This window comes from Bdellovibrio sp. HCB290, assembly GCF_047305925.1.
Classification (GTDB): Bacteria; Bdellovibrionota; Bdellovibrionia; order Bdellovibrionales; family Bdellovibrionaceae; genus Bdellovibrio.
Genome location: NZ_CP178620.1, coordinates 1,143,883 through 1,169,212, shown reverse-complemented (window position 1 = coordinate 1,169,212; position 25,330 = coordinate 1,143,883). Strand labels below are relative to the sequence as shown.

Sequence of the window (25,330 nt, the reverse complement as noted above, 5' to 3'; positions counted from 1 at the left end):
GATTGCGAAAAGCATAATTAACTCAGAGTTTTAGCGGTGGTTGTAATTTATGGCGAGGTCTGGTAGGATCAAACCAGAATGAATTTTTCAGTTGTTAGACCTTATTTTATTTCCAAAACGCTTCCACCTCAGTGTGGCTTGGTTTTGAAGTTTATTTCTTAAGCCGCAGAGTCAGCCTCTGTGGCTGGTCATATTAATTTTCTCTTAAATTAAATTCTACATTTTTAAACCACTCGTAAAGGAGTAATAGGTATGGAAAACCTTCCATCACTCGTCATCACACACGATGACTATCACAAAATTTCAGCCATTCTTTCATTTGCCAAAGCCTCTGTTGCCGAACAGTTGGAAGAGGAGCTGGGCCGCGCCCGCCTGGTCACAAGCGAAGAGCTTGGCCACGACATTGTCGCGATGAACTCGACCGTCACATTTACCGATCTGGATACGCACAAAGCACAATCTGTCACATTGTGCTACCCCAATGACGCCAACATCGAAGAAAATAAAGTTTCGATTCTGGCACCCATTGGTGCAGCTTTGATTGGACTGCGCGTGGGTCAGGAAATTTCCTGGCCGCTAACTGATGGTAAAGTAAGACATATCCGTGTCAGCGCGGTCACCCAAGGGTAATCGGCTCGCTTCAAGTCCGGTGCGAACGTGCACTTTTCTGTCAGGCCGATACAGAGCTGCTACTCTTAATACTAAGAGGAGCAGTTATGGCAACAGTCGGAAAGAAAAATGACAACCACAGAGATGGTGCCGTTCGCAAACGCAGTCAGGTCTTCAACTCGCACACTGAACACTGGATCGAACGGGACACCACCACCGGGCGATTCATCAATGTAAAAGCCGATAACAAGCCGTTCAAAGGTGTACGAAAAGAGCGCTGACTTTCGTTAAGGCCTGACTCGATTTTCCGATAAGAGGACTCGATTGGGAGTCTTCATGAAACGGATTATAGGCTTAGGTATAGCAATCACCACTTGTACGGTGGCTTTTAAATTCTCATACCAGCCTGTGACTGAACTTAGTTCCAGATCTCCGGCTCAAGCGCCGTTTCATTCTGCGACAGAAGACGAAATGGCCAATCCCCGTTGTGTAAATCAGGACCACGTCCGTCGAAATAATTTAAAAAACTTTATCGCCAAATACTCGGACATTTCCAAATTGGAATTGCCGGCTGTCAGCGAAGTAGCAGGCGTTCGTTTCGAAAATGAACATCCCGAATTGGTGTATCGCTTTATGCAGCTGGTGACGCCTCCTGCCGACCGGATTTTTGCCAGCAAGAATCTGAAACCAGATGATATCAAAAAAGCTTTTGGCAAACCGAACGGTTGCGACAAAGTGATGTGCGCCGTTCAACGCTTATTTGGCAAGGAAGAAGGCCCGCTGATTCTTTTGCTATTGACCGAGTATGATCTTAATTTATCTCACTATGTCTGGAACAATGCGGACGCCTGGAAGGCCTCCGAGATTCGTGACATTATGAAAGCAATCGAAGCCACTCCGGGCCACTTGCTTCCTTTGGATCTGAATCAAAAGATGATCCACTTCAAACGAGGCTACGGTTACAAGGGTGCTGAGGACGTGATTGCCAACGCCTCCATCGAGGTCTTCGACGTATGGAATGGAGAAACGCAACCCATTCGCCAATACTCGATCTATCACGAGTTCGCACACAACTGGAGCGCGATGCACGCCAATAATATCGATGTGTCTCCGGAATGGCTAAAGGTTTCCGGCTGGGATTCCCAAGACAAGAATCCCCGTCTTGTTGACCATTGGAAAATGCATCCAGGAACACAACAGGTTTCAATCTATGCCAAGACCAATCCGTTCGAGGACTTTGCAGAAAGCGTTTCCGCTTTTCGCTACGCTCCTCACCGACTAAAATCCGTCAGCGCTGAAAAGTACAAGTTCGTGAAAGACATCGTATATGGCGGCATGGATTTTACCGGATCTTGTCCCCGTGCTGGTGATTTCGACATTCGGCACGGCACTGATTTTGCGGCTTTTGATCACAGTGCTTCCAAGGAATTTATCGACAGCTCCGCATCGAAGTGCTTTCGCGAAAATATCGGAGTACTGCGTGATCCACGCTTGAAGGCGGGCTTCCTCTCCTGCTTAAGCATTCGTGCTGCGAACCAAGTCCTGCGCCAGGATGGTCAAGTTCATGACGACGACAACAAGCCCTTGGCTTTATATGATATCTTAGGCGATGCAAGAGTCCGCTTCCCAGAGATCGAGCGCCGCGGAACTGCGGAACTGCGTGAGCTTTTAACCAATATACTTGTGCCGCATTTGCCTAAAATCAACGAAGCTTTAAAAGCCAAGGAATGCGATTATGCTTTTGATGCCTCTAAGACTGAATTCCAAGCCAACGAATTGGGCCTTAAAAGCTATGATCTTTACTTTGCAATCAAAGATCTCAGCCAACTGTCCTGCAAAGGTTTGATGGACTCCAAACAAACTAACGCAAATCGCGAAAAGATCTTTGGCAGCCTTAAAGAGTACTTTTAGTTCTCTGGCTTTTCTATAGAGTCTGAGTTTCAATAAGGTATGAAGCTGACCGGCCTTGCCTGCATCATATTTCTTTTAACTTCCTGCCAATCCTTTCGCGATTACTTCTATCGCGAAGGTATTCTTCCATTCACCAGCGACGGCTGCAGCATGAGCCCCAATGGACCTCGAGATAATCCCTATGCATTCCTGGAGTGCTGCGTGCAGCACGACTACGCCTACTGGCAAGGCGGCACACTCGCACAAAAAGAACAGGCAGATTTGTCTTTCAATGCCTGCATCACAGAACACTCCAACGAAACTGTCGGCAACATCTATTACCGCGCCGTCAGCTTAGGCGGTGGACCTCAATTCAACACTCCATTTCGCTGGGGCTACGGATGGAATCGCCATCGCGGTTACAAACAGTTAACCAGCCAGGAACTCTATTCTGTCGAAGCCAAATCAAAACAGATTCAGTGGGACTTAATCTATAGTTCGTTGCGAGGAAAATAGGTTGGTTGCACCAGCGTGGCTCTATCGTTTACCGACAAACTTCAAGCGTCGGAAAACCAGCATGCGATTATTGGCAGGCATCTCGTAATCTTTCAAAAGTTCAAATTCATTTTTAAACATGGCACTTATAACGTCCTCAAAAGCACGAATCCCATGTGATGGATTTTCGGCCCGCAGGGACTTATCGAATTCTTCATTGCTTGGCGTAGTGAACTTTCCATTGTAGTTAAACGGTCCGTAGATCAAAACCTTTCCCCCCTCTTGCAGGCGGCCACTGATTAGCTTCATGAAGGTCTTACATTCCTTCCAGCTCATAATATGAAAGGTATTAACCGTCAAAATCACATCATAGGTGCGAATCGGAAAGTCGTCTTCGCCGACCTTCATACGATAAGGTGTTTTAATATTCGGAATGTTCGCTTCTTTAATCGCCGCTTTTAACATCGGCAGATTTTCACTGACCTCAGTGGGTTGCCATTCCATCTTTGGAAAAAATGGGGCCAGATAAATGGCATGCTGACCTGTTCCCGCTCCCACTTCCAAAAGTCGTTGATCTTCTGCACGCAGAACTTTTTTTAGCACTTCCAGGATGGGTTCTTTGTTGCGATCTGCTGCTGGTGAAAATGGAATTTCCATAGGTATCCTTGCCCGGTAATATTAAAACGAAGCGCCAAGGTATTTTCCAATGGTGGTAAAGGCAACCTAAAACCCCCACGCTCCACCGGCTTGTATATAAAAGACCCACTCCTCAGGCCCTTTTGCGATATCTAATCCCATTTGAAAGCCCAAAAGTCTGGCAATCAGGTATCGAAAGCCCGCACCATAAGCCGACGCAGACTCGGCATCCTTCAGATCCTGGCCGGAATCAGCCGCGCGCCCGACACCTGCAAACAACGAGGCCTCCCAACGCGGATGGGGCTTATAGCGAAGCTCCCCTTCAATGGAGGTTGCAATTTCACCTTGATAGCGAAGCTTGGGAATACCCCGCAAGCTGATATAGGGCTTGGCATAAAACGGAGCTTCATCACCCACCCACTTTGCCTGCAAGCGCCCCGCAAAGCCCCACAGCTCGCTGGCACGGGCAAAGCCCTGAAAGTCCACCGCCTGCACGTGATAATCCAAATCTCCGCCAAGGGCTTCATCAAAAACATAGTAGCGATACTCCATGTAAAGACCCGATTGCGGCGACAGCGTATTGTTGCGGTTGTCGTAACTGACTAAAAGCGAAATCCCGCCGTTGCGGTTTTCTATATCGTCAGGTTGTATTGCCGGTGGCAACATCGATCCATCAAAATCAACATTCAAGGCAGTATAGATGTAGCGTCCACCCAAAAAGAAGTTACTGTCATTGATGCGTGCCCGCAGGTCATTGAACACTCCCCAGCCATTCAGGTTGTATCCAAAGTGAAATTCATTATCCGCACCAAATCCAGATAGACCGTAAAAATCCAAATTCGCTGAAGCCGCCATCACAAATCCCAAGTAGCGCCAGCGATCTTTGTCCCAGTTGCGCAGATAAAAAGCCCCTCCGAACCAGGTTCCATTTTCAGTGGCGGCCCCCATGACTCCCGTCACGGTGGGTGCAATAAAGCGATTTCTGGTGGAGGGGGCATCTTCGTTTTCGCTCATAAAAACCAAAGCCACGCCCCCACCATAACCGACGGCAGGTTCTGTGATGATAATCGGCACCGGCAAAAAACCGCGGTGCTTGAGCAACCATTCACTGGCATCTAAGAAATGATCTTCGGGATCAAAGAAGATGGAATCTGCATGAGCCAACGAAGAAGATAGAATTGTAAAAATTAAAAGTACCAACAACTTCATCAATAAATCTTACGGTGCCTTTATGATCGCTCCTAGGGATCAAGAATTGCTTTTTAGCATCAACACATCCTTCAGGGACCGAACGACCTCAGAATTAAGTTTGAAGTCGCGTCATGCAGTTAATACAGTCGAATTCCACCAACTTGCCGCCCTCAGGGGCTTCGGTTATAAACAGCTCCATGAAAACACGCTTCGTATTCTTGATCATGATAGCCGCTTGCGTTCTGTCAGCCTGTGGACCGGGTTCTGAAAATACACCTCTTGATTTATACAATGATGAGTCTGCCATCATTAACGGAAAAAAAGTTACAACCAGAACAGGTGATGGTTCGCGAAGTGTCGTGTTGTTTCTTCCGGTTAACAGTATAGGTATGGCCACCGGCATTTGCACGGCGACGTTGCTAAGTGATCACAGTGTGCTGACAGCTGCTCACTGCTATGACAAAAAAAGCCCCACACTTGCCGGATTTAAAATTATCTTTGCTAACAACAAGGGTATTGCCACTCGTGACGCCTTAAAGCGTGAAGGTACTTACGTAGTTACTCACAAAGACTTCCGCAAAACCAAGATCGGTCTTCTAAATGATCTTGCCATCGCATTTTTTGAAGGCGGTATTCCTGACGGATTTGAGCCTGTGGAAATTGAACGCGATCAAAAGGTGAATTACCAAAACAATTTCTTAAACGTCTATGGCTATGGAAAAAACAAAGATTCACGCGAAGCCCTTTCTATGGGCTTTGGCAGCGCTGGGGATTTGTATAAGGCTGTGATCAAACTAAACGGCGCATACGGCTTGGTGCCTGATCGCTATGTCATGCGTAGTAAAGGAAACTCCCAATTCGTTTGCAGCGGAGACTCTGGTGGCGGTCAATTTATCACCATCAACGGCAAGCCCCGCCTGATTGGTGTCACTTCTTCTGTTACCGGCACGAAGGACTTCTTAGGTCACGTCTCTTGCACCAACGGCAGCTCAACCGCAATGAAGGTTGCCTATTATGCCAAGTGGATTGATCAAGTTCACGCAGATGCGCAAAAATAAAGGCGCCAGTTCCACATTTGCTTTTTGCCACTACCCGCTCAAATCTAGCCAAGCGAGCCGGGATCCCATGATACAAAAGGATATTGTGGGAATTTCCGCTTATGGGAATAGGTTACTTTCGCAGCTCGTTTAAGAAGTGCTACTACATAGTCTTCGCCCTCCTGTTGTCAGCGAAGGCGCAGGGCGCTTTTCAATTGCGCGACGTCAACCCGCAAGAGCTAGCCAACTCTATTGTCGCTCTCATGTCCTTTTCGGCCATCCCGGATTTAGCTTCAAGCTCTCTTGCAGTGAACAATGCACAAACCGGTAATCCCGCGATCGCCATGACTCAATTCGGTGGTGGCTTTACCGTCAGCAGCACCGCTCCTGTTTATCTTGAGGGAGCCGCCGCCTACAGCCGCTATGACCCCAAATTCATCGCAACCGATGGAACCGAGACCCGCTCAGTGCCACTAAAGTGGAACTCCGGAACCCTGCAGGGCGGTGTCGGCTGGGATTTTGAAATCTACAAAGATTGGGTGATACGCCCCATCTTCAATTTCTCTTTTGGTATGATTTTCAGTGACACGGAAATAGGTGCCGCCGTGATCGCGGACTATAAAGACATGGAAAACATAGATTTTCTGGATAACGGAAATCTTACCGTCGGTGGTCTTGGCGGAGCCGTGATGCTGGCCTACGAGTTTCATGACGACGTCAGAGGCCGTGATGTGGACCTGCAGATTCGCTACTCCTATATGCATTTACAAAGCATGGGTGGAAGTCGCTCAGTTAGCGGATATTCTGATTCAGAAACCGCAAATATCTACTATCGCTGGCGTGCCCCATTAGGGGAGTGGCGAATGCTGGGCGAGCCTTTTCGCTATGTCTTAGAGACCTCAGGCTCCCACTATATGGGTGACCAAACCGGAGTCCTGGGGTTCCACTATCTTGCTACCGTGGGCGCCGGCTTTGAACTGGATTCCAGTGACTATAATGTCTGGGTCACCCGCACCCGCCTGGTGGGTCGCTATATGTTCGGTGATAACGTCACCGGTTGGTCCGTGGGTTTGGCCTGCTCGTTTTAGAGGTACCCAAACGTTTTCCTAACGAAACCGAGAGTCCCCCTTTTGAGCCCCCTGTCAAAGGTATGGCCACCTGATTATACCTCTACCACCTCTAAATTGAATACGGACGCGAGCTCGCTTCTTGCTACCCCGTTTGCAAATGTTAACAATTACAATCCTTGGAGGATTAAGATGAAAAAGCTTTTGACCGTTTCCCTTCTTTTGATCGCTGGTATCGCTTCCCAAGCTCAAGCTGAAACTTTGGTTTGCCGTGGCGTTAATTCAACTTTGCAAATTCACGATTTGAAAGATGACGAAGGCAACATGGTTTACGCAAAAATCTTCAGTGCTGGTAATGACCGCGCAAAGTATGCAGATATTTTTGAAGACACTCTTTATGCTAATCAAACAGTAGCTGATATCGTTGCTGCAAACGGTGTTATCGGCACAAGCGGTAGAAAATCATTCGCTCTAGATTTGACTGCTAAAACTTTGACTATTAAATCAGGTACTGTTTCTTCAGAATCTGTTAACTGCAAAGTATACTAAGACAATCGGATAATACCGATAATTGGTTGAAAGGCCCCGATAAGGGGCCTTTTTTTTATTTCCGAAGCTTGATTAAGGAACAGTTCCGTCAATGGGACAAAGCCAGCCTTAATTTTCAACAGGATTTGTTTTTTGGTGATTTAGATTCCAGGACATTTTCATACTACTGCCGTCTATTGTTAGCTCTTTAAAGCCAAGCTTTTTATACAGGCACACGACGGGTTCGTTCCGCGTAAACACACCCAGTTCAAGACCCGCAACCCTCATGGAAAGTAGTTCTTCCTTCAGCATTAGCATCAACTGCGAGCCAAAACCTTTACCTCTGAACTGAGGATAGAAATAAATGTCCATTAAGAAAGCGGAGGAACCATCTTTATTGAAGACGTTAGCAAAAAACGCTCGTAGTCACTTTCGACCACATCTTCCCAATTTATCGCTGAATTATTCATAGACCGGAAAGTCTTTCTTTTATCTCTGCGGATGCAACACTGTCTTCGGCTTGTGTGAAAAAATTCAAACTTTGTTCATAGGCAGCTTTGGCCAGAGCTTTATCATTGGATTTGTGAAGATCCCCTTTTAGGCGATAAAAGCAGCCTCGTTCAATTAAATCAGATTCGTCCATATTCAGCTCTTCATAGCGCTGAAAGCATTCCTGAGCTTTCCGGTTGTAGCCTAAAAGCAAATTGCAATAAGACTGCTCGTAAAAGTTTATCGCCCGGGATTGAAGATCATCAGCTGAAATAAGGGCTTGCTCTTGAATGAATAAATTAACAGCCATGGAAAGGTTGCCAGAACTTCTGTGGACAAAACCAATTTGATGAAGCGCCTTGTGATCATGGGTTCGATTGAAAATTTCCTGCCAGATATCGAGAGCTTCGTTGAACTTCTTAAGCTCGACCAGAGCGAAACCTCTGGCCCAATTGATGGAATCTTTATCTGCTTGAGTCTTAGCCGACAGCAGAAGGCTTCGCGCCTTCTGGTCAGCCTGTTCTGGCGATACACCTAATAATTCATAGATTGCGCTGACTGATTCCATGGCCAGATCATTATATGCCCCTTATGGAATATCAACTCTGTTCGAGATTAGTTGCGGTGAGCAAATTCCATGTATACCGTTATGCCAGCTGAAACTTCTCAAAACGCGCAATTTCCTGCTCTATCAACTTCTTATTCTTAGCTGACTTATGCTTACCCAGCCAGCTCCACTGCTGAATCAGCAATTCCTGCTTTTGTCGGTCCGTCTTTAAATCCAACACGGCCACGGCCTGATCACCAATGATCACAGGCAATGTAAAGTAGCCATATTTGCGTTTCTCTTTGGGCACATAAGCCTCAAAGCGATGATCGTAATCAAAGAACATATGAAAGCGTTTTCGTTGGATCACCAAAGGATCAAAAGGCGACAGGATATGTGTCAGATCATTGGCGTCTTCGATCCCCTCTTCCAGATACGCGGGCTCAATCCAAAACTGAACTTTTTCAATGCCTGATACTTTAACCGGAATCAAAGTGCCCTTAGAAACTCGGGCTTCAATGCGCTTAAGAATTTCTTTCTTGGGCTCGGCCTTTTGCATATAAGCGATCGAATCAAGACTGACCACCCCTTGCGAGCGTAAGGCGCGATCAATATGATATTCATAAACTTCACCAGGCGTCGCCGCTTTCGGCCGCTTCGTCCAAGCAAAGTGTCGATCCGTCAGTTCATATTTCTTTAACATCCCCACCCGTTCAGAGATGACCAAGTCCCCACCATTAAACGCGCATTGAAGAGCTTTCTTAGAAGGCTTCCTACTGGCCCAAGGATGATCCTTATCCACTAGAACTTCGTCATTCACATCGCGAATGGAAATAGGCCCCTGCTTTTTCACCAAGGCCACCGATTTTTTGACATCTGCTTCCGTCACCGACGAATACCAACTGGATGGATTCTTTTTCCGGCGCTTCATATCGTTGATGAAATACTTAAAATCATCCGTCGCTATGTATGCCAAGGCGTGAGTCCAATATTCAAAAACTGTTTTATCTCTGATTTGCGCCAGCTGCAGATGAGATTTTTTGTAATCCGGAATACGCGAATAAAGAATATGATGATGACACCGCTCAATCACACTGATCGTATCAATCTGCACATACCCTAGATGCTTGATCGCTTTCACCGTGGCTTTCGGCCCACTGCCAAACGGATGTGGCTCATGCAGCCCTTGGGACTTGAGCCATAGTGAACGGACTTGGGGTTTGGAGAGAATAGTTTTAGACATAAAAGTGTGCCTCAGACAATCAACGCGCGGGTTGCAAAACGCCGAAAAAACATCAGCTTGATAGTGCATCATCATACATGGAGGCAGATACAAAGTGAACTGGCTTTTTTTTAGAAGACTTTTGCGCAGCTCAGGGGCATTCCTGTTTTGCCACGTATTTCCTCATAGCTATTACGGGAAAACTCGGCTTGAGGCTTCTTTACGTCGCGGCTTTCGTGACGGAAGAATAGATTTTGATCGCCAAATTTTGAAGATACAAAACGAGATGCCGTCTTGATCTCTCCGACCAGACGACCTGGGTCTTGAAGACCTGTGCTTTCATAAACTTCAAATAAGACAGTCCCTTCAGGGATACGCTCGAAAACTTCTCTCTCGTCCTGATATACTTCAGACTGCATTAGGTTCCGAATACTTGGTGGTGCCCTAAAAACAAAACGCCGAGGCGCCGGTTTATTCATGATCTTGGTCATTTCATCAACGGGAATATAATTTGGCGCCAAATGGGCTTGATCAAATATCCACTTAAATACTTTTCCACCGGGCGTATTGCGGATATTGGGAAGTTCATTACTGAATGGGTATACTTTGTCGTCCCGGAAGAAATTGTAGTCTGTCGGCCCCTTGGGATTGTTGCCAATGTGTTGCGAGTCAAATGACTTCCCCACATTGAAATTAATTGAACGTCCCACTCCATCCAGAGGTATTTTTATAGAAAAGCTTGGGTACATAAGACCCCCAGAACCATCAACCGCATTAGACAAACGGATTAATGCATCAAAGGCATTGTATCCTGAATCCTTGGGCTCAAAGTGAATCAGAGCAGTTGATCCTAATTTGTGAATTACCTTTTCTCGTCCCTTGATAATGATATCCGTATTATTGTTAAAGGCCTTACTTAAAGCGGCCGGCAGAAATAACGACATCTGTTTCCACATGCCGCTGCTCACATCGGCGTAGGTCGGGCGCTGATCGTATTCAGAGTCCACAATGCGCTTCCAAAGAACTTGCAGCTTTTCTTTGCCTGTAGATCCGTCGTAATTGGAAGGCAAGACCGCTGAAAGCTTTTCCGTTTTTATAAAATATCGATCAACCAGATCACGCGAGTATTCCGCCGAGTGCTCAACGGTTGAAAAATTCATAAGCTCGCCGGCAAAGTACAGACCCTCACGTCCTTGAGTGCCTTCTATCAACTGGTAGGCGTGCTGATCCAAAGCTTCTTGTGAAAAATGGGGGAAGTACTTCCATCCTACGGATTTCACCACACTGTTGATTTTAAAACCATGGGTATCCGCAAATTGCTTTAACCCAGACTCCACCGCTTCCGGGCTCATGAACTGATTTGACAGAGTATAGAAGTTTGCAACATTGGATTTATTCGGCCAACGATGCAACCATGAAACGACATTTCCTGCTTGTGACGAGTCGTAATTTTTTGTCACAACGCCACTTCCACGTTTCGGCAAACCTTCAACTTCAACCAACGCGGAGTTATAGTACTGATACTCGATTTTCGAAAATACGCTTTTCAATTGCGGATTCAGGGGCAATGCCTGCGCGGCCTTTTCCAAAGGGGCCGTCCATATCATCACATCAAAGATTTCTTGTTGGCCCGTATTTGAACGAACATGCCATTCATTATTAATGCGCTTAGCTTCGTTGACTTCAAAATTATTTTTTACTTTTAGCGGAGCCGCAATTTTTTTCCACAGGTTTTGGTAGCCGTTTTCAAGCATACGCACCTGACCGAACATAAATGAGCGCAGCAAACGCGGTGAAAAATATCTTAAAACATAAGCCGCCGGTATTTCGCTCATGTACCCGTAACCGAAGGACACGAAGCTATGCGAAAGCAGCTCCTGCAATTTCCCATGGAAGCGTGCATTCTTCGCGATCCACGTAGAGAAAGGCTCATTAAGTTCTGCTGGAATTGCACTCATGCCAGGATTAGCGAGGTATCGGCTGTACTTGCGATAAATCAGGTGATACTCGACTGCCGCCGCCAAATAACCCAACTTTTTACCCCACGACATCGCCTTCATTTTAGGACTTGCAGGATCCGCCTCAACAACTGTATCTGCACCCGGGGAAAAGGGAACGATTTTCTCACCAACTTCCGCAGCCAATCTAACGACTTCTTCATAGGAGGGACCACTCATGATGGCGCCCATTTCGTAGTTTTGACCTTGATATTGAATGGTCTCGGTCTTCCCGCCAACTTCGGGAGCTCGCTCTAATACAACAACGTTGGTAAAGCCGGCTTTTTGCAAGCGGTGCGCGGCACTGAGGCCGCCAGGTCCGCCACCAACGATACCGATACGCATGGTCTTATCGCCACCGAAGGCGGATAGGCTTAAAATTAGTATGAATGCAAAACCGGCCAAACTTTTCATTCTTTTATACCCTGGCAATAGCGTTGATGGTTAAAGCATATCAAAGAAAATACGCAGCACCGGGATCACAGATGGATCACTTGGCAACTGAATAAAGTCTGGTGAAGGAATATGCGTCGCACGATCTGGACTGATATCGGCCATAAAGGCTTCAGTAACAGAGTCAGCAAAACGCTTGCCCTTTACGACCATGGCCATCTCGCCTTCCACCTTCTCAGAACGTGGGTGCAGGTTGTAAGACATAACCATCGAGTACTCGCCGTCGATCACTGCAAGCTTCGAGTGCAATGTAGAGCCTTTTCTTAGGTACACCTGCGCGCCGATAGAGGCCAACTCGTGGGCACTTCTTAAAATCGGCAGACTGACAATAGGCTCATCCACAGAAGTGTGTGAGTTGGTAAGAACACGCACACGCACTCCACGAGCCACAGCCGCCTGGATTTCGTTTTTAAGAGCCGGGAACGTCACCACATAGGCGTTTTCAATATCCACTGTACTTTTCGCTTCGCGAATACCTTTTAGCAACGTCATCATGATCGTACTGCCCGATTGATCCATTGCTGGGTCGTGGTTCAAAACTGCGACTAGGTCACCCGTCTCTGGCGCCACTTGCTTTTTCTCACGAATCTGAATGGGCTTGAAACTAAGATTCTTCTCTTTCACCTGCCGATTCCAAACGTCAGCGAATAGCTGGCGACTCACGTTGGTGGATTCACCGCGGATGTAAACGTCCGTGTCTCTCCAGCGAGGCACATTAACATCAGGATTCTTATGGCTATACACATCACCAAAGTTCAAGCCACCGGCAATCACGTGCTCGCCATCAATGATCAACATCTTGCGATGCTGACCTTTGAAAGAGTGGGAGGCACTCGTCCAACGAATGACTTCGATGCCCGCTTGTTCCATCTTTTGCACGGCTTCGGTATAGCCGGGTTTACCAGCAACTTGTCCGTCCACGATCAAGCGAACTTTTACGCCGCTTTGATGTTTGCGGATAAGCAGGTCAGCCGCTTCAAAACCGGTTTTGTCGGAATAAACCGCCCACGTCATAATATCGATGGATTTCTTGGCTTTGCTCATAAGGCTGTCACGCATCGCAAAGGACTGCTCGCCATCAACCAGGATTTTAACTTCAGAAGTTTTATGAAATTCAGATTTCGAAAAGTGCAAAATATGATCAAGGCCCACTGGAGCTTTATCCAAGCGTTCAGTCATAGTTTTAGAAAGTACCGGCCACTCAACATACTTTACGTTGGAATTTGTAAGTCCACGCAAAGACAAAACACCTTCAATCGAGCTGACAGCAGTTTCCAGCAAGTATGCTTGTTTTTCAGGAGCTAAACCAATCAACGGATTCGGCTTCCCGCCAAGCTCTGGTAGGGTTTTCAATTGTTCCATCAAAGTCACCAGCGCCGGTCTTAACTTCCCTGCAGTGGAAAGCTTTGCCATCTCCATCAACAGAGCAGTTTCCTGCTTAAGGGTGCCCAGTTCTGCAAGATCGCGAACAATCAGTGGTGAAATAGATTTGCTCTTTAAAACTTCGGCAGGATTGCCTTTTACGATTTGGTAAGCGTACTGTCCCAGTTGCGCTTGAACCTGCTGCTTGAAAAGACTCATTAAGAGCACGGGATTTACGTCAGCAGGAAGTGCCTGGGAATTAGTGGCAAAGACCGCCGAACACTGTTCCGCTGCAAGGGCTTGGGACGCGGAAACAGAAGTAAGCAACAAAAGGCCGCTCACTGTCAAAAACTTATTCACCTTAGAAAGACCCATAGGGCGCTCCTTGCATTTGATAGCAATCTTGAATTACGAAAATGGGTAATTCAGAAGTCGTACCAAATAACCGGTGCAATAAGGGGTTCAACTAAGGGGAATAGTACTTGAGGTCTTCCTCGAAAAGATAGTCCTTGGTAATACTTTGCAGGCTTCCATCTTTCTTCATATCCGCCAAGTGTCGGCGAACTGAATTGCGCTCTTGCGGGGAAAGACGGGATTTTGAAACATAGAAACCAATCGGCGAAATATAGTCAGTATCAAGTACTGTGACCAAAGATTTAACTCGTACCTCTTCGCGAACGAAGTAGTAATTAAAAACTGGCGAAGTGAATGCAGCCTGCACCTTCCCCGATTTCAATGCGCTATAAACTTCTGCAGGAGTTGGGTACTCGCGAATACGATGATCTTTGTAGAGTTCTTCTTTTTCATCGGGTTTAATGAAAAGTCCCCGACCAATAATGCTGCCGAAAATGATTTTCTTATCTTTGAAATACGAGGAAATTGGAGCTCCAGGGACGAAGCTGTCCTTACGAACAATCAGCCAACGTGGAACACGATAAACTTCTACAAACTCACCGCGATTTTCCAGATTCGAATCAGGAATGCTAAGACCATAAATGTCCAGGCCATTACGTTTAAAAAGCTCAGCATTTGCCGCATAGGAAGCTGGATTCTCGCTGGACTTACAACCGATACGCTCTACCAATTCACGCAATAAGGAATATGAATGACCTTGCTTTTCACCTTGATCTGAAACCATGAACGAGGGTCCGGTGTTCACAAAGCCAAAGATGTAGCGTTTTTCACACGCTGCTTTCGCACTCAATGACCCAATCAGAATGGCAAATATAATTGCTAGGCGCATTCTTAAATTATAGCGCCAACATTTAGTGATGTGAACTTACATTTGACCTTGGGTTAGTATCTTAATCCTTTTAAATTTACGTACGTTTACTTTTCAGGGACAGACTACGTGGACGCAAAGAATTTTCTTTTTACATCATCGTGTAACGGAAATGCTAACGAAGTTGCTGGATCGATAACCAGAACTTCTTGAGTCTCGTCAGATTTGAATTTTAAATTTGCCTGATCCACTCCCTTGCAGATTCCAAAGATCAAAATGCGATTGGATTGTAGCGAATCACCAATATGGAATACATCCCAAGCGTCTTCAGAAATACTGATGCCCGTCTCTTCCAGAAGTTCCCGGCTAAGAGCCTGATGGAATGTTTCGCCTGAATTAATGTAACCACCCGGAAAAGCAACCTGCCCTTTCTTGGGCTCGATACCTCGACGAATTCCCAATAAACCATTTTTGTAAGGCACTACTGCAACAGCGACTGGAACTGGATTAGAGAAGGTCATGCACGCTTCCTTTATGTTTACGGTTAACGTTCATTGATGTTCAAAAAAAGTATGTAGATTTCAAAGTTGCAAGTCACGGAACTATTCTACAACGCCATGCACGCCACTCTGCGGTGATTGTAATTTGAATTTCCCTATGGGAGTAACTAGCTTCACTGCCAATCGGAGGTTTTATGAAGAAGTTGATCCTAGGAATTCTACTCACGCTACCGTTGGTTACATTCGCACACAGAGGCACGGCTAAAACAATTGAACTCAATGCTTATGGCAGCAACCGAACGATCCGCCAGGATTTTGGAACGGTTTTTTCTCATACCCAAAATAGCTTGGAATATAGAATCACTGCAAAAAACGGCATCCCCGCTGAAATTCAAGACGTGCAACTTTCGGGATTGAATTTCCACGTAAACACCAACTGCCCGAATGTTTTAACTCAAGGTCAGCAATGCGCAGTTCGTCTGACATACTGGCCAAGTCAAAAAACTAGCAATTCATCCCGCCAATACGACACGGGTCTGTTGGTGATTAAATTTGCTGATAGCCGAGTTGTCATTAAGTTGTCTGGTGAAGCGCTTTAGATAATATAAAGCCTGTTCAAATATTATCTGAACAGGCTTTCGTTATTTTATGTGTATAAAGACTACTGCTTTAGTGCGTACCGATCGCGATATTGAAATCGTGTTCTGAGATGGCCTCGATGCCTTTATCTTCCAACAGATCCTGCATATCAACCTGAGCATCCAGATTCTTATTAACATCTTCACTGACGAAGCTTGTTTGGAAGATGATTTTCTTTTTAGAGTTCTCAACACCAATCACCGCAACAGTGCCGTCGATACCAGTGATGAAAACGCCACCCAGCTCTTCAGCTGATTCTTGAAGTTCTTTAAGGTGTTTTTTGATCAGTTCAGTAGCTTCAGTTTTAAATGATGACATAGGAGCCAATAAATACTGGGTCTTGGGCGGATTGTCTCTAAATAGAAGGAAGTGACGCTTGGCGCCAAGCCGGCTGTAGTTGTTTCAGAGTGCGGCAAACTTGCCGCACTTCGTACTTGGATAAACTGAAGACGGAAAAATCTTCGAAATGGATATGGTTATTTCCCGCTTTAGCAACGTACAGGCTGACGCTGCGAAACTTTGTAAGCAAATGAAAGCCCTGAAAAAATCAGGTCGCGCTACCAATCTAATTTTCGAAAAATACTTTAACTACGAAAAAGATACTGATCGCTTGAATATCCTGGGACATGGGGATCAGATTTTCTTAGATCCTCTTTATAATGGCTAATGACCCGTCCATAAGTGGAACAAAAAAGCCTGTTCTTTTTGGAACAGGCTTATCTGGGAACCTAAATATTTTGGATACTATTTCTTCGTTAATAATTCACGAATTGATTTCGCCAGTTTCTGATCGACTCCTGCCGGAACAAAGGTTGCTTTTGAGATATCGAGCTTTAGTGCATCTCTGGTCAAAACCAACGCCTCAACATAAGAGCCAAGGACTGAGGGGTGACTCCAGTCATCCTTCAGATAAAGATCATCCTCCCCGACCAGGCCCTTCTTTTGAAGAGTAAGCCAAGTATTTCCGACCATCGACAAAGTCACCTTTTTGCCGGTGGCGTGCTTTTGATAACTTGCATCGATCATTTGCTGCAGTTCAAACTTATCTGCCCCACACCAACGCTGGCCAGCCTTAGCACTGCCAGGAGGAAAAAGAAGGCCTTCCGCACCCGGCTGAAGATTTGAGTTTTTGAAGTTCCATCCCCAATTCACAAACACTGTCACATTTGAATTCTTAACCAATGCTAAATCAATGACCTTGGGCAAGTTCACCGAAAAGTTTTGCACTCCGATCCCAAACTTGTGCCACTCCGGAGGCAGCTCTAGTGACTCGATACTTTGCCCCTGAAGAATCACACTGTCATAAGAGTTCTGCAGAAGATTCTGGGTCTTTGGATCATTAAGGTGTTTTTCGTAAGTGTAACCGCCTGGAGTATTGTACGCGTATTTTAAGTTCAACTTCGAATCAATTGATTGAATAACTTGACCAATAATTTTAGGCAGAGCTGGATCTTCAGGAGTACCTTGGGACGGCAGATAGATGTAACTATTGCCGATAAAAAGAATCGAGAGGTCTTTAGCCTGCGCAACAGCACCGCTCAGAATTGCTAAAAACAGAATAATCAGTTTAATGTTCTTCATTTTCCCCTCGATCCAATAAATATTTGCTTACGACTGAAGAACCAGGCGGAGCATGCTAGAGCCGCCTTTAGATGGAGCTTCAGTAACTTGCGATAGAATTTTAAACCCTGCGCGCTCTACTTCTTCCATGACCTTCGATGCCGGATAAAACCGTCTTTGAGCACACCAGTGCTGACCCTCGATTTCGATGACTCCGCGAGTATCGGAAGGTTTCGTCTTGTGCCACAAGATGTAGTTCTCATCAAAGCGCAGTGTATCGATTGTACTTGCCGGGTCCCAAATACCATCAACAACCGCCGTGTCTAGAATAAAAATGCCGTCTTTAGAAAGCGAGTTTTTGATTCCATTGAACACAGCTTGGCGATCTTCATCAAAAACAATGCAGTGAAGGCAGTGACTGTCATAGATGATATCAAATTTTCGATTTAGGTTTTCCAGTCGAAGGACATCACCAACCATAAAATCAATCTTAAGGTTTTGTTGATTCGCCAAATCCTTGGCCATTTCGATGGCTGTTGCCGAAATATCAATTCCTGTAACATTAAGACCAAGTTGAGCCATGGTAAAAGCGGTCGCTCCAGCGCCGCACCCTAAATCCAATGCACTTTTTCCGGCAAAGCCTTTGCCCGTCCATTGTTGAATAGAACTTTTCAAATAGTTGAGCGTGATAGGGTCCACTACGTCATTCAGAGTTTTCGCATTTCCCCAGCCGATGTAACCTTTGGACTTAATCTCTTTGTAAGCTCGCTCATGCGCATCGTAATATGATTCCATGTAAACACCTCCAGCTGGTGTCATTAATCATAAAAGCTACGCGGAGGAGGTCAATATATCTTTTGTTTATAGAGCTTCGTCGTAATTGCTGGATTCTGCACCCAAAGCTCTCATGAATAGGGCACGAAACATATCATTTGAAAGACCGGCCTGATCAGCAAGGTTCTTCATTTCTTCGGTGATAAGTTCGTATCCGCCTAGAAAGAAAAAGACGTTCTTCATTTTACCCGGATTATTCATAAGCCAGGTAAATTCATTCTTTGTGATGCTGGGTTGATTATACTTAACAAGAGTATTGGGCAAAAGAAAGACCACAGGCTTGTTGGTTGCTGTTACCTTTTCCAAGAAAATCGCCGTATGGTTTTTCTCTTTCTTCCAATCAATTCCAAAACCAGCATAGGCCTCGGACCACGCGGTAAAATTCATGCGCTCCGAAAGCATTTCGTACTGGCCTTCTTTCGCCGACAGCCCCAAGGAATAGCCGCTTTCAACTGGTTTTTGCGCTAACAAGGCGCCAATCGGAAACAGTCCACGCGAATGGTCTGTGATAAATTGGATTGTTTTTGCATCGAGGTCGGAAGCCTTGATGGCGTCCTCCAGTGAAGGTGAATACAGGTTTTCCATCAGAAGGACTAGCTGATCGAAAGCCTCTGCCCTTGGAGCAAGCTTGGGGTTCCCGCGATAGGAGTCGATTTCTTTGGTAATTGGCTCAGGCACCGTGAATTTTCCAGCCGCCGAAGCCTGCAATGAGGCACCCAAGGTGAACGCAGCGATGAAGCATAGAATGAAGTATTTCATATAAGTCCCTGTGTTTAAGTATTTGGCAGATGCCAATTTGAAGCGGCCTAAGGCTTTCCAAAAGCCAATAGGCACGCTTTAATCTTAGTACAGGGAACTTCAGCAAGATTCATACTATTATTTGCAATCCAGGTCCCAAGCATCTTCAATAAGATCACCATCGTTCAACCAATAGTCGCCCTTGTTACTTAGAATCAAAGTGCCTTCTTCCGTTGTAAATGTCGCCGTCGTCTGGCCATCGTTTTGAACGGAAACAACTTTTTGAGGTCCGTTGGTCATACCTTCGATTTCGAATTTCACTTTAGTATGCTTGGCGTTCAGAGTAACAAAGCTGTTATCCGGACCAGAACATAGAACGCTATCATTTGGATTTAACACATCGTAATTTGCATGAGCGGCCATACCGAATAGAGATACAGAAACTGCTAGGAACATTGTCGTGATCTTCATTTTAACTCCTTAGATTTATATAAAAGTGACAGGTCATTGGATAGAAGGCTTATACGACATGCTGCATTCGCGGAGCAATAGAGGGGAGCCACTAACTGTACGGCAGTGTTCGGCAGTTCTTATAGTAAGCGGAATTGAGTGGTCAAGGCTGGTTACCGTAAAAGATGTTCACAATTTATCAAAAAAAAAGACAGGCCGTTTGGGCCTGTCCTCGTTGCTCTATCATTTAATCGAGCTTACAAATCTAACTACTCAAACTCTTTAATTTCCATTCCGAAAACTCTGACGTGTGTCTGGCTATATACGTATCCAGTTACAGTCACGGAAGTTAGTTCCGCGCCGCCTTGGCCAGTTGTTGGATCCACTGGAAGGTTACACATAACCGGAACACTGAACTTCTCGTTGATTCCATCCACTGCGGTGATTTGGATATTGTCCAACTTAGGCGTAGAGCATTCAAGACCGCGCATTTTAGCAACGGTAAGAACCACAGCTTGAACTTCCGGGCTGGAAAGAACAGCTTGTTTAGATTTTTCAGAAGTACCAGCAAAAGATGTGCTGGCTGCAATCATAAGAATACATGCGATAAGGTGTTTCATTATTATTTTCCTTTTATATTGATCTAGATAATTATCTGCTTAAGTCTTCACACTTCAAAGTCACAGATACTGGGGTTTTGTAGTGAAGATCCAAAGTGCCTTCAAGTTTTACAGTGGCCGCACTCAAATCAAGAGTGAACTCGCCGTCAAAACCTGAACGGTCTCCAGACAACTGTACGTTACCGGAGTACGAGCTTGTGTTGTCAAAAGCACCCTTCAATACCCAACCACCGAACAATAGAGTCAATGAAGTCTCTCTGCCCGCAGGACCTTTGCGATGTTCAAATACGTTAACTACCAATGAGTTGTTTTCACCAAATACCACTGTTTCGCCTTTGCAAATCATCCATTTGCTGTCTTTTGCAAATGCTTGAGTTGAAGCCAATGTCATTCCAAGTACCAAGATAAGTTTTTTCATTTTCATTTCCTTTATTAAAAAGTTTGTTTGTTTTTCTGAGACTACCTTTACAGTGCGATCCGCTAAGAAATCGAGTTTTCAGAGTACATAGTGTCCACTGAACTAAAAACTCAGTTTACATACGTAATTATTTCATTTCCCCTCTGTGGATCCCGATTCAGATAACCTTTTTACAGGCTATTCACCGACTCTCGGCTCAGTGAACACTCTGATCACTTTATTTGTGGCGGCCCTTCAGAGTTTGCAATAAAAGGAGCCCATGAAACTGGATCAGTCCTTCCACTACAGATATTTAGCAGATGAATTCGCGCGCCGCTCGAATGCCAACCCCCATTATTCACTGCGATCATTTGCTCGTGATCTTGAAGTTACCCCCTCGTGGCTCTCTGACTTTCTTGCCAATAAAAAAGGTATGGCGCCGCAGACGGCAGAACGTTTGAGCGTCGTGCTTGGGATGACTTTATCAGAGAGTCGTCTGTTTATTCTGAGCTCCAAAGCTTTTCATTCCCGCAGCGAGAAAGATCGCAAAGCTGCAACCCTGGAGTTAGCGTCCTTCAAGCAGACAAAATCCTACAAAATGCGCCCTAAGGACTTTTCCGCGACAGGCACTTGGTACCACCAGGCAATTCTTGAGCTGACCGAAGTCGAAGGTTTTTCTCATCATGAATACGAACTCATGGAGCGCCTGCGCCTTCCCCAGGCAACGATTCGCCGGGCGATACAGGATTTGATCGCTGCCGAGCTACTAAAGATCGAAGACGGCAAAATGAAGCCGTGCTTTCCTGAAACAGAAAGCACCATGGACATTTCCTCGATCGCTATTCGTAATTTCCATGAACAGGTATTAAACAAGGGCATCAAAGCTTTACATGAACAAACAGTCACGCATCGTGAATTTGGCAGTACAACTTTCGCCTTTGATGACAGCAAAATAGACGAGGCCAAGAAGGCCCTTAGAAAGTTCCAAAAGCAATTTGCGGAGGAGTTTTACACAAAATCCGCCAGCAAAAACAGTGTCTATCAATTTTCAGTTCAATTTTTTAGAATCGACCGCAAAAAAGGAATGTCATGAAATCCACAATCATAGCTCTTGCAATGCTGCTTCTTTCGTCCGTTTCTTTCGCTGGCCCAAGATATGTTGGAAACGGTGGCGACACCCACTCCCTTCAGTTCTTGGTTTATGCAGAAAAACTGAAAGAGTATCTGCAATATTCAAATATTGAAGGATTGAATGTAAATCTGCTGCGCGATTCGATTGCTTCGACAAAAGTAGAATCCACGAATCAAATGCTGGTTCTTAATGGCATCCCAAAAGACGCCATCAACTACCCTGCTGAAAAAAGAATTATCTTTAACAGCGATCGCTGGGTTGGTTTCACAGAAGACGAAAAACTATCCTTAGTTCTGCACGAATACCTTGGCCTTATTGGCCTTGAAGATGCGAAGTATACTTACTCAAAGTTGATTCTAAAAGACATGACGACCGTTCAGCGCATTCGTAACGGTAGCGACAGCATGTGGCAGATTTGCCAAGACGACACCCTGGTTGTAAATCTTTATGAACATCGCGCCGAAGTAGAATCCACACCGACTGGAGCCATCCAGCATCGTGCGACAAATATCACATTAATTTACGGAGGCTGGGTTCTAGTCGGCGAATTAAGAGATGCTTCCACTGGAAACGTAACTCTTCGCCACGCCAATGGCTCCTACTCTGGTCAGGTTTCAATAAACTCGAACGGAAGACTTACTTTGGCCGGCACTCTTAAGCTGGCTGGCTATGAAGAGCAGTTGAATATGACTCTGCTTTGCGCGGAAAAGTTCCGGAGGTAAAATCGTATGTTTAAATATATTCTCATACTGGCAATTTCATCCGTAGTCCTAAAATCCCAAGCGTGGTCCATCATGGATGCGACCACTGGGGGACCTAAAACTCGTGAACAACTTCAAATGGAATATGATGACGCAATCAAGTCTGGAGATGCCGAGCGCTCCGACGAGTTATGGGCAAGGCTAAATGGATTCGATTATACTTTGAATTCATACGATTCCCTCTCTTCAGACAAGGCACCCCAAACAGCCCGTGAGCTTTGTAAATTGAATGACTCCGCCTACGGAATTAACCAGCTCTTAGCCAACGAAGAAAATCGCATGGCCTTCACAAATCTGAGTGGAGACTTGGGCACAGGTCTTTGCTGGTGGCACAGCTCACTTACCAGATCTGCGGCCATGCTTTCTATTTATCAACCCGGCAAACCACGTCCCAGCAAACAAGAAGCAGAACGCATCATCGACACGTTGATTGCGATGAACGGCATTGTCACCATCCCTGGTTTTTCAAACTGGCGCGAATTTTCAGGGTATTTTAGTTCAGAGCTTGAATCTAAAATGAGTGCCTGGCAGCGACGCGAAGCCTTGAATTTCGGTTGGATCCGCGGATTAAAAGGAACTTCAAAAAGTTCTCAAGACTTGCGAGCTAATTTAGATCAAACGGAGCATGACTTCCGCCTTTACAAAAAGCCCGTATACGTGATGTTACAGTTTGCTGGCGCAATGGCACACTCGTGGTTGATCCTTGATATTAATAAAACAGAGACTGGCTATAGAATGTTCGTATTAGACTCTAACACGAGCACCATTGATCGCTGGGACTATCGGTTCGGGCAAGAAAGCATAAACTATCCAGGACTAAGTGGGTTTATTCCTTATGTGCAACCCAAAGAAAGACAAGACCTGTTAAAACTACAATCTTTAACAGATAAGTTCTGTAAGCCGTATAGAAAATAGAGCTGCGGCAGGATTGCCGCAATTTTGGGGCAGGTAAACTCTGAGACTCATGATGGTGATGGCCTTCGTTTGCTTAAGGAAAAACCTTTTCGAATTCCTCGAATACGATAGGCATCGATTCTTCGAAGGTAAGATTCATTGGCTCAAACTGTCTTTTGTAATACGCGACGTGAACTCGGCGCCAATATTCAAGAGAGCGATCCCCCTCGCCTTCCCTGAAGGCATTTGCTTCGCTAATTTCATTGAAGGGAATAATGGATACCTTGGTCGTTTTAACGATGCAAACAGCCTCGCCCCGTCCATCAACGACTAAAAAAATACCGCCCACCGCGGGAATTTGAGATCCCGTCTTTTCAAAAGACCAAAGAGCAGATGCCGTAGCCTGTTTGATACCTTGATCTACCAGGATAGCAAGTTCGGTCGCTTCCTTTTCGTTATCCGAAAAAAAGTCGGCCACGATTTCAGACGGAGCCGGAACTCCGATTGAGTCGTGATACTTCTGCCACATTTTCTTTACTGATTCAGTGTGTGTCATGATGAGGTACTATACCAGTGTAGGCCGTTCGAAACTAGAATTTATTCAAAGTCAGCCCGCACATAAAAGGAATCATGATACCGAACTTTTTCATTCCCAAATTTTTGCGACAAGAGCTATTTCTGTCAACAAAACCAAGTGAGCTAGATTATTTTTTACGAGCTAACATAAGACCGTCGCCAACGGTCAGCAGACATGCGTTTACTCGTTCGTCCTGGCTTACCTTTTCGTTCATTTTACGAAGCGCTTGGGTGGTCTCATCTTGAATTTGTGCGTCCGCCACAGCTCCATCCCACAGCATATTATCAAGAACGATCAGACCGCCCGGACGAAGAAGCTTAAGACAAAGCTCATAGTATTTATCATACCCAGTTTTATCAGCGTCGATGAAAGCAAAATCAAAAGTATTTTCCTGACTATTCGCAATCAAAGCCTCTAGAGTTTGAACCGCTGGTGCAATTTTCAACTCAATCTTTTCAGAGACCCCGGCTTCTTGCCAATAACGACGTCCAATACTTGTCCACTCTGGGCTAATATCACAGCAAATTAACTTACCTTCTTTGGGAAGAACTGAAGCGACTTTAAGTGCAGTATAGCCAGTAAATGTCCCAATTTCGATAGCTTTTACTGCGTTAACTGATTGAGCCAAAATCCCCAGGAATGAACCAACATCACTGCCGCTGATCATCCCACCCGCCTCAAGCTTCGAGGTTTCAATTCGCAGTTTCTTTTCTAAGGCAGAATCTAAAACAATTTTTTCGACAACGTATCGCGCGACATTTTCGGAAGTAATAGAGCTTTTCATTGGAAGTTGTGTATTCATTTTTACATCGTAGCAGCAGCTTTCAAGCGGTCAACAATGTAATGCTTTTAAGCCATCTAAGTTACCATCCGATATATTCGGCATGGGATTTTGATTTTTCTTGATATGCCTTGTTGAACAGCTTTCTTGCGTCCTTAACGTATTTAAAACGCTCAGAACCCAGAAACTTCTCGATATTCTCGTCCATGCTTGCATAGGCTTGCTGAGAGATTGCGCTCATTGCTTCATACTCTTCATCACCAAGGCCGTAAGGCGAAGTAGACATCTCCCTCTGAATTTCCTCAATAACATCAAGGTGCTGGCTTAGCAATTCATCAAGTGCGGTTAGGTCGCCGCCCTCAACCCCAATATTTTTATAAACCTGAACTCGATAATCGCGCCAAGCTCGGTTTAGACTTTCTTCATTCTTTTTAAATGACTGCACCGCCAATTCAACCAGTGCGCCGTCGTTAAGAGCAGGTGACTCTCCATCTTCAGTAGTAGATGAGTCTTCAGCATTCTTAAGTTTTGGCTGAAGAGGACTTTTCACGGAGCTCCATATCTCCGCTATTCTGGGATGATACTTTTGTTGGATTGAGACGCGGAAAGCACCTTTACTATCGACGTTGAGTTTGTATTTATAAATAGAATAGCAAAACAAAATACCTATCGAGGCAGCAAGAGCGAACAAGATTGCCTTCG

The 25,330-nt window shown here is 45.4% G+C and carries 30 protein-coding genes and 1 pseudogene; 12 read left to right on the top strand and 19 right to left on the bottom strand.

The annotated features are described in order from the left end of the window. The first annotated feature begins 252 nt into the window (after nt 1-252). The 4 genes from rnk (at nt 253) to ACLVWU_RS05740 (ending at nt 3,015) form a co-directional block, all read left to right on the top strand. Nucleotides 253-630, top strand: coding sequence for a nucleoside diphosphate kinase regulator (rnk, locus tag ACLVWU_RS05755; protein WP_413578009.1), 378 nt, complete (start codon nt 253-255; stop codon nt 628-630). Between the two features lie 86 nt (nt 631-716). Further along, the gene (locus ACLVWU_RS05750; RefSeq protein ID WP_413578008.1) at nt 717-890 is read left to right on the top strand and encodes a hypothetical protein; all 174 of its coding nucleotides are present in this window, start codon (nt 717-719) and stop codon (nt 888-890) included. Nucleotides 891-945: 55 nt separating this feature from the next. Further along, nucleotides 946-2,520 (top strand): hypothetical protein, encoded by a 1,575-nt coding sequence (locus ACLVWU_RS05745; protein WP_413578007.1) that lies wholly within the window; start codon nt 946-948, stop codon nt 2,518-2,520. A gap of 39 nt (nt 2,521-2,559) precedes the next feature. Continuing rightward, on the top strand, nt 2,560-3,015 hold the full coding sequence (locus ACLVWU_RS05740; RefSeq protein WP_413578006.1) for a helicase: 456 nt from the start codon (nt 2,560-2,562) through the stop codon (nt 3,013-3,015). A gap of 21 nt (nt 3,016-3,036) precedes the next feature. Here the strand turns inward: ACLVWU_RS05740 and ACLVWU_RS05735 are convergent, their stop codons facing one another. Further along, complete coding sequence (locus ACLVWU_RS05735; RefSeq protein WP_413578005.1) at nt 3,037-3,651, bottom strand: DUF938 domain-containing protein; 615 nt, start codon at nt 3,649-3,651, stop codon at nt 3,037-3,039. A 66-nt stretch (nt 3,652-3,717) separates the two neighbouring features. Further along, entirely contained in the window at nt 3,718-4,839 is a 1,122-nt protein-coding gene (locus ACLVWU_RS05730) for a BamA/TamA family outer membrane protein (protein WP_413578003.1), read from the bottom strand. Nucleotides 4,840-5,018: 179 nt separating this feature from the next. Between ACLVWU_RS05730 and ACLVWU_RS05725 the strand changes: the two genes are divergently transcribed. From ACLVWU_RS05725 to ACLVWU_RS05715, 3 genes are all read left to right on the top strand, one after another. After that, nucleotides 5,019-5,879, top strand: coding sequence for a S1 family peptidase (locus ACLVWU_RS05725; protein WP_413578002.1), 861 nt, complete (start codon nt 5,019-5,021; stop codon nt 5,877-5,879). 101 nt (nt 5,880-5,980) lie between these two features. Then, complete coding sequence (locus tag ACLVWU_RS05720) at nt 5,981-6,946, top strand: hypothetical protein (protein WP_413578001.1); 966 nt, start codon at nt 5,981-5,983, stop codon at nt 6,944-6,946. Nucleotides 6,947-7,117: 171 nt separating this feature from the next. Then, complete coding sequence (locus ACLVWU_RS05715) at nt 7,118-7,474, top strand: hypothetical protein (RefSeq protein ID WP_413578000.1); 357 nt, start codon at nt 7,118-7,120, stop codon at nt 7,472-7,474. A 108-nt stretch (nt 7,475-7,582) separates the two neighbouring features. On the opposite strand, the pseudogene ACLVWU_RS05710 reads toward ACLVWU_RS05715, so the two are convergent. The 7 genes and pseudogenes from ACLVWU_RS05710 to ACLVWU_RS05680 form a co-directional block, all read right to left on the bottom strand. Then, nucleotides 7,583-7,855 (bottom strand): annotated as a pseudogene (locus tag ACLVWU_RS05710) (GNAT family N-acetyltransferase); the annotation flags it as partial. A 64-nt stretch (nt 7,856-7,919) separates the two neighbouring features. Continuing rightward, nucleotides 7,920-8,510: a hypothetical protein gene (locus tag ACLVWU_RS05705; protein WP_413577999.1), complete on the bottom strand. Its 591-nt coding sequence runs from the start codon at nt 8,508-8,510 to the stop codon at nt 7,920-7,922. Nucleotides 8,511-8,589: 79 nt separating this feature from the next. Further along, complete coding sequence (locus tag ACLVWU_RS05700; protein WP_413577997.1) at nt 8,590-9,732, bottom strand: winged helix-turn-helix domain-containing protein; 1,143 nt, start codon at nt 9,730-9,732, stop codon at nt 8,590-8,592. A gap of 110 nt (nt 9,733-9,842) precedes the next feature. Then, on the bottom strand, nt 9,843-12,122 hold the full coding sequence (locus ACLVWU_RS05695) for an FAD-dependent oxidoreductase (protein WP_413577996.1): 2,280 nt from the start codon (nt 12,120-12,122) through the stop codon (nt 9,843-9,845). 30 nt (nt 12,123-12,152) lie between these two features. Further along, nucleotides 12,153-13,898 (bottom strand): phospholipase D-like domain-containing protein, encoded by a 1,746-nt coding sequence (locus ACLVWU_RS05690; protein ID WP_413577995.1) that lies wholly within the window; start codon nt 13,896-13,898, stop codon nt 12,153-12,155. Between the two features lie 91 nt (nt 13,899-13,989). Beyond that, nucleotides 13,990-14,766 (bottom strand): substrate-binding periplasmic protein, encoded by a 777-nt coding sequence (locus ACLVWU_RS05685; protein ID WP_413577993.1) that lies wholly within the window; start codon nt 14,764-14,766, stop codon nt 13,990-13,992. Between the two features lie 104 nt (nt 14,767-14,870). Continuing rightward, nucleotides 14,871-15,266 carry an NUDIX domain-containing protein gene (locus ACLVWU_RS05680; RefSeq protein WP_413577991.1) on the bottom strand — a complete coding sequence of 132 codons (396 nt, stop codon included), beginning with the start codon at nt 15,264-15,266 and terminating at the stop codon, nt 14,871-14,873. 173 nt (nt 15,267-15,439) lie between these two features. Here ACLVWU_RS05680 and ACLVWU_RS05675 point away from each other — a divergent pair, with 173 nt between their 5' ends. After that, nucleotides 15,440-15,844, top strand: a complete 405-nt coding sequence (locus tag ACLVWU_RS05675; protein WP_413577990.1) for a hypothetical protein — start codon at nt 15,440-15,442, stop codon at nt 15,842-15,844. A gap of 70 nt (nt 15,845-15,914) precedes the next feature. Here the strand turns inward: ACLVWU_RS05675 and ACLVWU_RS05670 are convergent, their stop codons facing one another. After that, on the bottom strand, nt 15,915-16,202 hold the full coding sequence (locus ACLVWU_RS05670) for a hypothetical protein (RefSeq protein ID WP_413577989.1): 288 nt from the start codon (nt 16,200-16,202) through the stop codon (nt 15,915-15,917). A gap of 148 nt (nt 16,203-16,350) precedes the next feature. Here ACLVWU_RS05670 and ACLVWU_RS05665 point away from each other — a divergent pair, with 148 nt between their 5' ends. Next, nucleotides 16,351-16,551: a hypothetical protein gene (locus tag ACLVWU_RS05665; RefSeq protein ID WP_413577988.1), complete on the top strand. Its 201-nt coding sequence runs from the start codon at nt 16,351-16,353 to the stop codon at nt 16,549-16,551. A 77-nt stretch (nt 16,552-16,628) separates the two neighbouring features. On the opposite strand, the gene ACLVWU_RS05660 is transcribed toward ACLVWU_RS05665, so the two are convergent. The 6 genes from ACLVWU_RS05660 to ACLVWU_RS05635 form a co-directional block, all read right to left on the bottom strand. After that, nucleotides 16,629-17,465 carry a hypothetical protein gene (locus tag ACLVWU_RS05660; RefSeq protein WP_413577987.1) on the bottom strand — a complete coding sequence of 279 codons (837 nt, stop codon included), beginning with the start codon at nt 17,463-17,465 and terminating at the stop codon, nt 16,629-16,631. Between the two features lie 27 nt (nt 17,466-17,492). Next, the gene (locus tag ACLVWU_RS05655) at nt 17,493-18,239 is read right to left on the bottom strand and encodes a class I SAM-dependent methyltransferase (protein WP_413577986.1); all 747 of its coding nucleotides are present in this window, start codon (nt 18,237-18,239) and stop codon (nt 17,493-17,495) included. A gap of 66 nt (nt 18,240-18,305) precedes the next feature. Further along, on the bottom strand, nt 18,306-19,037 hold the full coding sequence (locus tag ACLVWU_RS05650; protein ID WP_413577985.1) for a hypothetical protein: 732 nt from the start codon (nt 19,035-19,037) through the stop codon (nt 18,306-18,308). Nucleotides 19,038-19,154: 117 nt separating this feature from the next. Further along, nucleotides 19,155-19,487 (bottom strand): hypothetical protein, encoded by a 333-nt coding sequence (locus ACLVWU_RS05645; protein ID WP_413577983.1) that lies wholly within the window; start codon nt 19,485-19,487, stop codon nt 19,155-19,157. A 248-nt stretch (nt 19,488-19,735) separates the two neighbouring features. After that, nucleotides 19,736-20,086, bottom strand: coding sequence for a hypothetical protein (locus tag ACLVWU_RS05640; protein ID WP_413577982.1), 351 nt, complete (start codon nt 20,084-20,086; stop codon nt 19,736-19,738). A gap of 31 nt (nt 20,087-20,117) precedes the next feature. Next, the gene (locus ACLVWU_RS05635) at nt 20,118-20,504 is read right to left on the bottom strand and encodes a hypothetical protein (RefSeq protein ID WP_413577980.1); all 387 of its coding nucleotides are present in this window, start codon (nt 20,502-20,504) and stop codon (nt 20,118-20,120) included. A gap of 259 nt (nt 20,505-20,763) precedes the next feature. Here ACLVWU_RS05635 and ACLVWU_RS05630 point away from each other — a divergent pair, with 259 nt between their 5' ends. From ACLVWU_RS05630 to ACLVWU_RS05620, 3 genes are read left to right on the top strand one after another with little or no spacing between them, the layout of a single operon-like run. Then, nucleotides 20,764-21,576: a TIGR02147 family protein gene (locus ACLVWU_RS05630; protein ID WP_413577979.1), complete on the top strand. Its 813-nt coding sequence runs from the start codon at nt 20,764-20,766 to the stop codon at nt 21,574-21,576. Continuing rightward, nucleotides 21,573-22,337: a hypothetical protein gene (locus tag ACLVWU_RS05625; RefSeq protein ID WP_413577978.1), complete on the top strand. Its 765-nt coding sequence runs from the start codon at nt 21,573-21,575 to the stop codon at nt 22,335-22,337. The genes ACLVWU_RS05630 and ACLVWU_RS05625 overlap by 4 nt, the downstream gene beginning before the upstream one ends. A 6-nt stretch (nt 22,338-22,343) precedes the next feature. Further along, complete coding sequence (locus ACLVWU_RS05620; RefSeq protein WP_413577976.1) at nt 22,344-23,291, top strand: hypothetical protein; 948 nt, start codon at nt 22,344-22,346, stop codon at nt 23,289-23,291. A gap of 73 nt (nt 23,292-23,364) precedes the next feature. Here ACLVWU_RS05620 and ACLVWU_RS05615 read toward each other — a convergent pair whose 3' ends face one another. The 3 genes from ACLVWU_RS05615 to ACLVWU_RS05605 form a co-directional block, all read right to left on the bottom strand. Next, nucleotides 23,365-23,826: an ASCH domain-containing protein gene (locus ACLVWU_RS05615; RefSeq protein ID WP_413577975.1), complete on the bottom strand. Its 462-nt coding sequence runs from the start codon at nt 23,824-23,826 to the stop codon at nt 23,365-23,367. 148 nt (nt 23,827-23,974) lie between these two features. Next, a complete protein-coding gene (locus tag ACLVWU_RS05610; protein ID WP_413577974.1) occupies nt 23,975-24,649 on the bottom strand; it encodes an O-methyltransferase in 675 nt (224 codons plus the stop codon). A 61-nt stretch (nt 24,650-24,710) separates the two neighbouring features. After that, nucleotides 24,711-25,319: a hypothetical protein gene (locus tag ACLVWU_RS05605; protein ID WP_413577972.1), complete on the bottom strand. Its 609-nt coding sequence runs from the start codon at nt 25,317-25,319 to the stop codon at nt 24,711-24,713. Between the last annotated feature and the right edge of the window lie 11 nt (nt 25,320-25,330).

Coding starts and splice junctions, on each gene's coding strand:
- rnk (WP_413578009.1), top strand. CDS start 253: ATGGAAAACCTTCCATCACTCGTCATCACACACGATGACTATCACAAA.
- ACLVWU_RS05750 (WP_413578008.1), top strand. CDS start 717: ATGGCAACAGTCGGAAAGAAAAATGACAACCACAGAGATGGTGCCGTT.
- ACLVWU_RS05745 (WP_413578007.1), top strand. CDS start 946: ATGAAACGGATTATAGGCTTAGGTATAGCAATCACCACTTGTACGGTG.
- ACLVWU_RS05740 (WP_413578006.1), top strand. CDS start 2,560: ATGAAGCTGACCGGCCTTGCCTGCATCATATTTCTTTTAACTTCCTGC.
- ACLVWU_RS05735 (WP_413578005.1), bottom strand. CDS start 3,651: ATGGAAATTCCATTTTCACCAGCAGCAGATCGCAACAAAGAACCCATC.
- ACLVWU_RS05730 (WP_413578003.1), bottom strand. CDS start 4,839: ATGAAGTTGTTGGTACTTTTAATTTTTACAATTCTATCTTCTTCGTTG.
- ACLVWU_RS05725 (WP_413578002.1), top strand. CDS start 5,019: ATGAAAACACGCTTCGTATTCTTGATCATGATAGCCGCTTGCGTTCTG.
- ACLVWU_RS05720 (WP_413578001.1), top strand. CDS start 5,981: ATGGGAATAGGTTACTTTCGCAGCTCGTTTAAGAAGTGCTACTACATA.
- ACLVWU_RS05715 (WP_413578000.1), top strand. CDS start 7,118: ATGAAAAAGCTTTTGACCGTTTCCCTTCTTTTGATCGCTGGTATCGCT.
- ACLVWU_RS05705 (WP_413577999.1), bottom strand. CDS start 8,510: ATGGAATCAGTCAGCGCAATCTATGAATTATTAGGTGTATCGCCAGAA.
- ACLVWU_RS05700 (WP_413577997.1), bottom strand. CDS start 9,732: ATGTCTAAAACTATTCTCTCCAAACCCCAAGTCCGTTCACTATGGCTC.
- ACLVWU_RS05695 (WP_413577996.1), bottom strand. CDS start 12,122: ATGAAAAGTTTGGCCGGTTTTGCATTCATACTAATTTTAAGCCTATCC.
- ACLVWU_RS05690 (WP_413577995.1), bottom strand. CDS start 13,898: ATGGGTCTTTCTAAGGTGAATAAGTTTTTGACAGTGAGCGGCCTTTTG.
- ACLVWU_RS05685 (WP_413577993.1), bottom strand. CDS start 14,766: ATGCGCCTAGCAATTATATTTGCCATTCTGATTGGGTCATTGAGTGCG.
- ACLVWU_RS05680 (WP_413577991.1), bottom strand. CDS start 15,266: ATGACCTTCTCTAATCCAGTTCCAGTCGCTGTTGCAGTAGTGCCTTAC.
- ACLVWU_RS05675 (WP_413577990.1), top strand. CDS start 15,440: ATGAAGAAGTTGATCCTAGGAATTCTACTCACGCTACCGTTGGTTACA.
- ACLVWU_RS05670 (WP_413577989.1), bottom strand. CDS start 16,202: ATGTCATCATTTAAAACTGAAGCTACTGAACTGATCAAAAAACACCTT.
- ACLVWU_RS05665 (WP_413577988.1), top strand. CDS start 16,351: ATGGATATGGTTATTTCCCGCTTTAGCAACGTACAGGCTGACGCTGCG.
- ACLVWU_RS05660 (WP_413577987.1), bottom strand. CDS start 17,465: ATGAAGAACATTAAACTGATTATTCTGTTTTTAGCAATTCTGAGCGGT.
- ACLVWU_RS05655 (WP_413577986.1), bottom strand. CDS start 18,239: ATGGAATCATATTACGATGCGCATGAGCGAGCTTACAAAGAGATTAAG.
- ACLVWU_RS05650 (WP_413577985.1), bottom strand. CDS start 19,037: ATGAAATACTTCATTCTATGCTTCATCGCTGCGTTCACCTTGGGTGCC.
- ACLVWU_RS05645 (WP_413577983.1), bottom strand. CDS start 19,487: ATGAAGATCACGACAATGTTCCTAGCAGTTTCTGTATCTCTATTCGGT.
- ACLVWU_RS05640 (WP_413577982.1), bottom strand. CDS start 20,086: ATGAAACACCTTATCGCATGTATTCTTATGATTGCAGCCAGCACATCT.
- ACLVWU_RS05635 (WP_413577980.1), bottom strand. CDS start 20,504: ATGAAAAAACTTATCTTGGTACTTGGAATGACATTGGCTTCAACTCAA.
- ACLVWU_RS05630 (WP_413577979.1), top strand. CDS start 20,764: ATGAAACTGGATCAGTCCTTCCACTACAGATATTTAGCAGATGAATTC.
- ACLVWU_RS05625 (WP_413577978.1), top strand. CDS start 21,573: ATGAAATCCACAATCATAGCTCTTGCAATGCTGCTTCTTTCGTCCGTT.
- ACLVWU_RS05620 (WP_413577976.1), top strand. CDS start 22,344: ATGTTTAAATATATTCTCATACTGGCAATTTCATCCGTAGTCCTAAAA.
- ACLVWU_RS05615 (WP_413577975.1), bottom strand. CDS start 23,826: ATGACACACACTGAATCAGTAAAGAAAATGTGGCAGAAGTATCACGAC.
- ACLVWU_RS05610 (WP_413577974.1), bottom strand. CDS start 24,649: ATGAATACACAACTTCCAATGAAAAGCTCTATTACTTCCGAAAATGTC.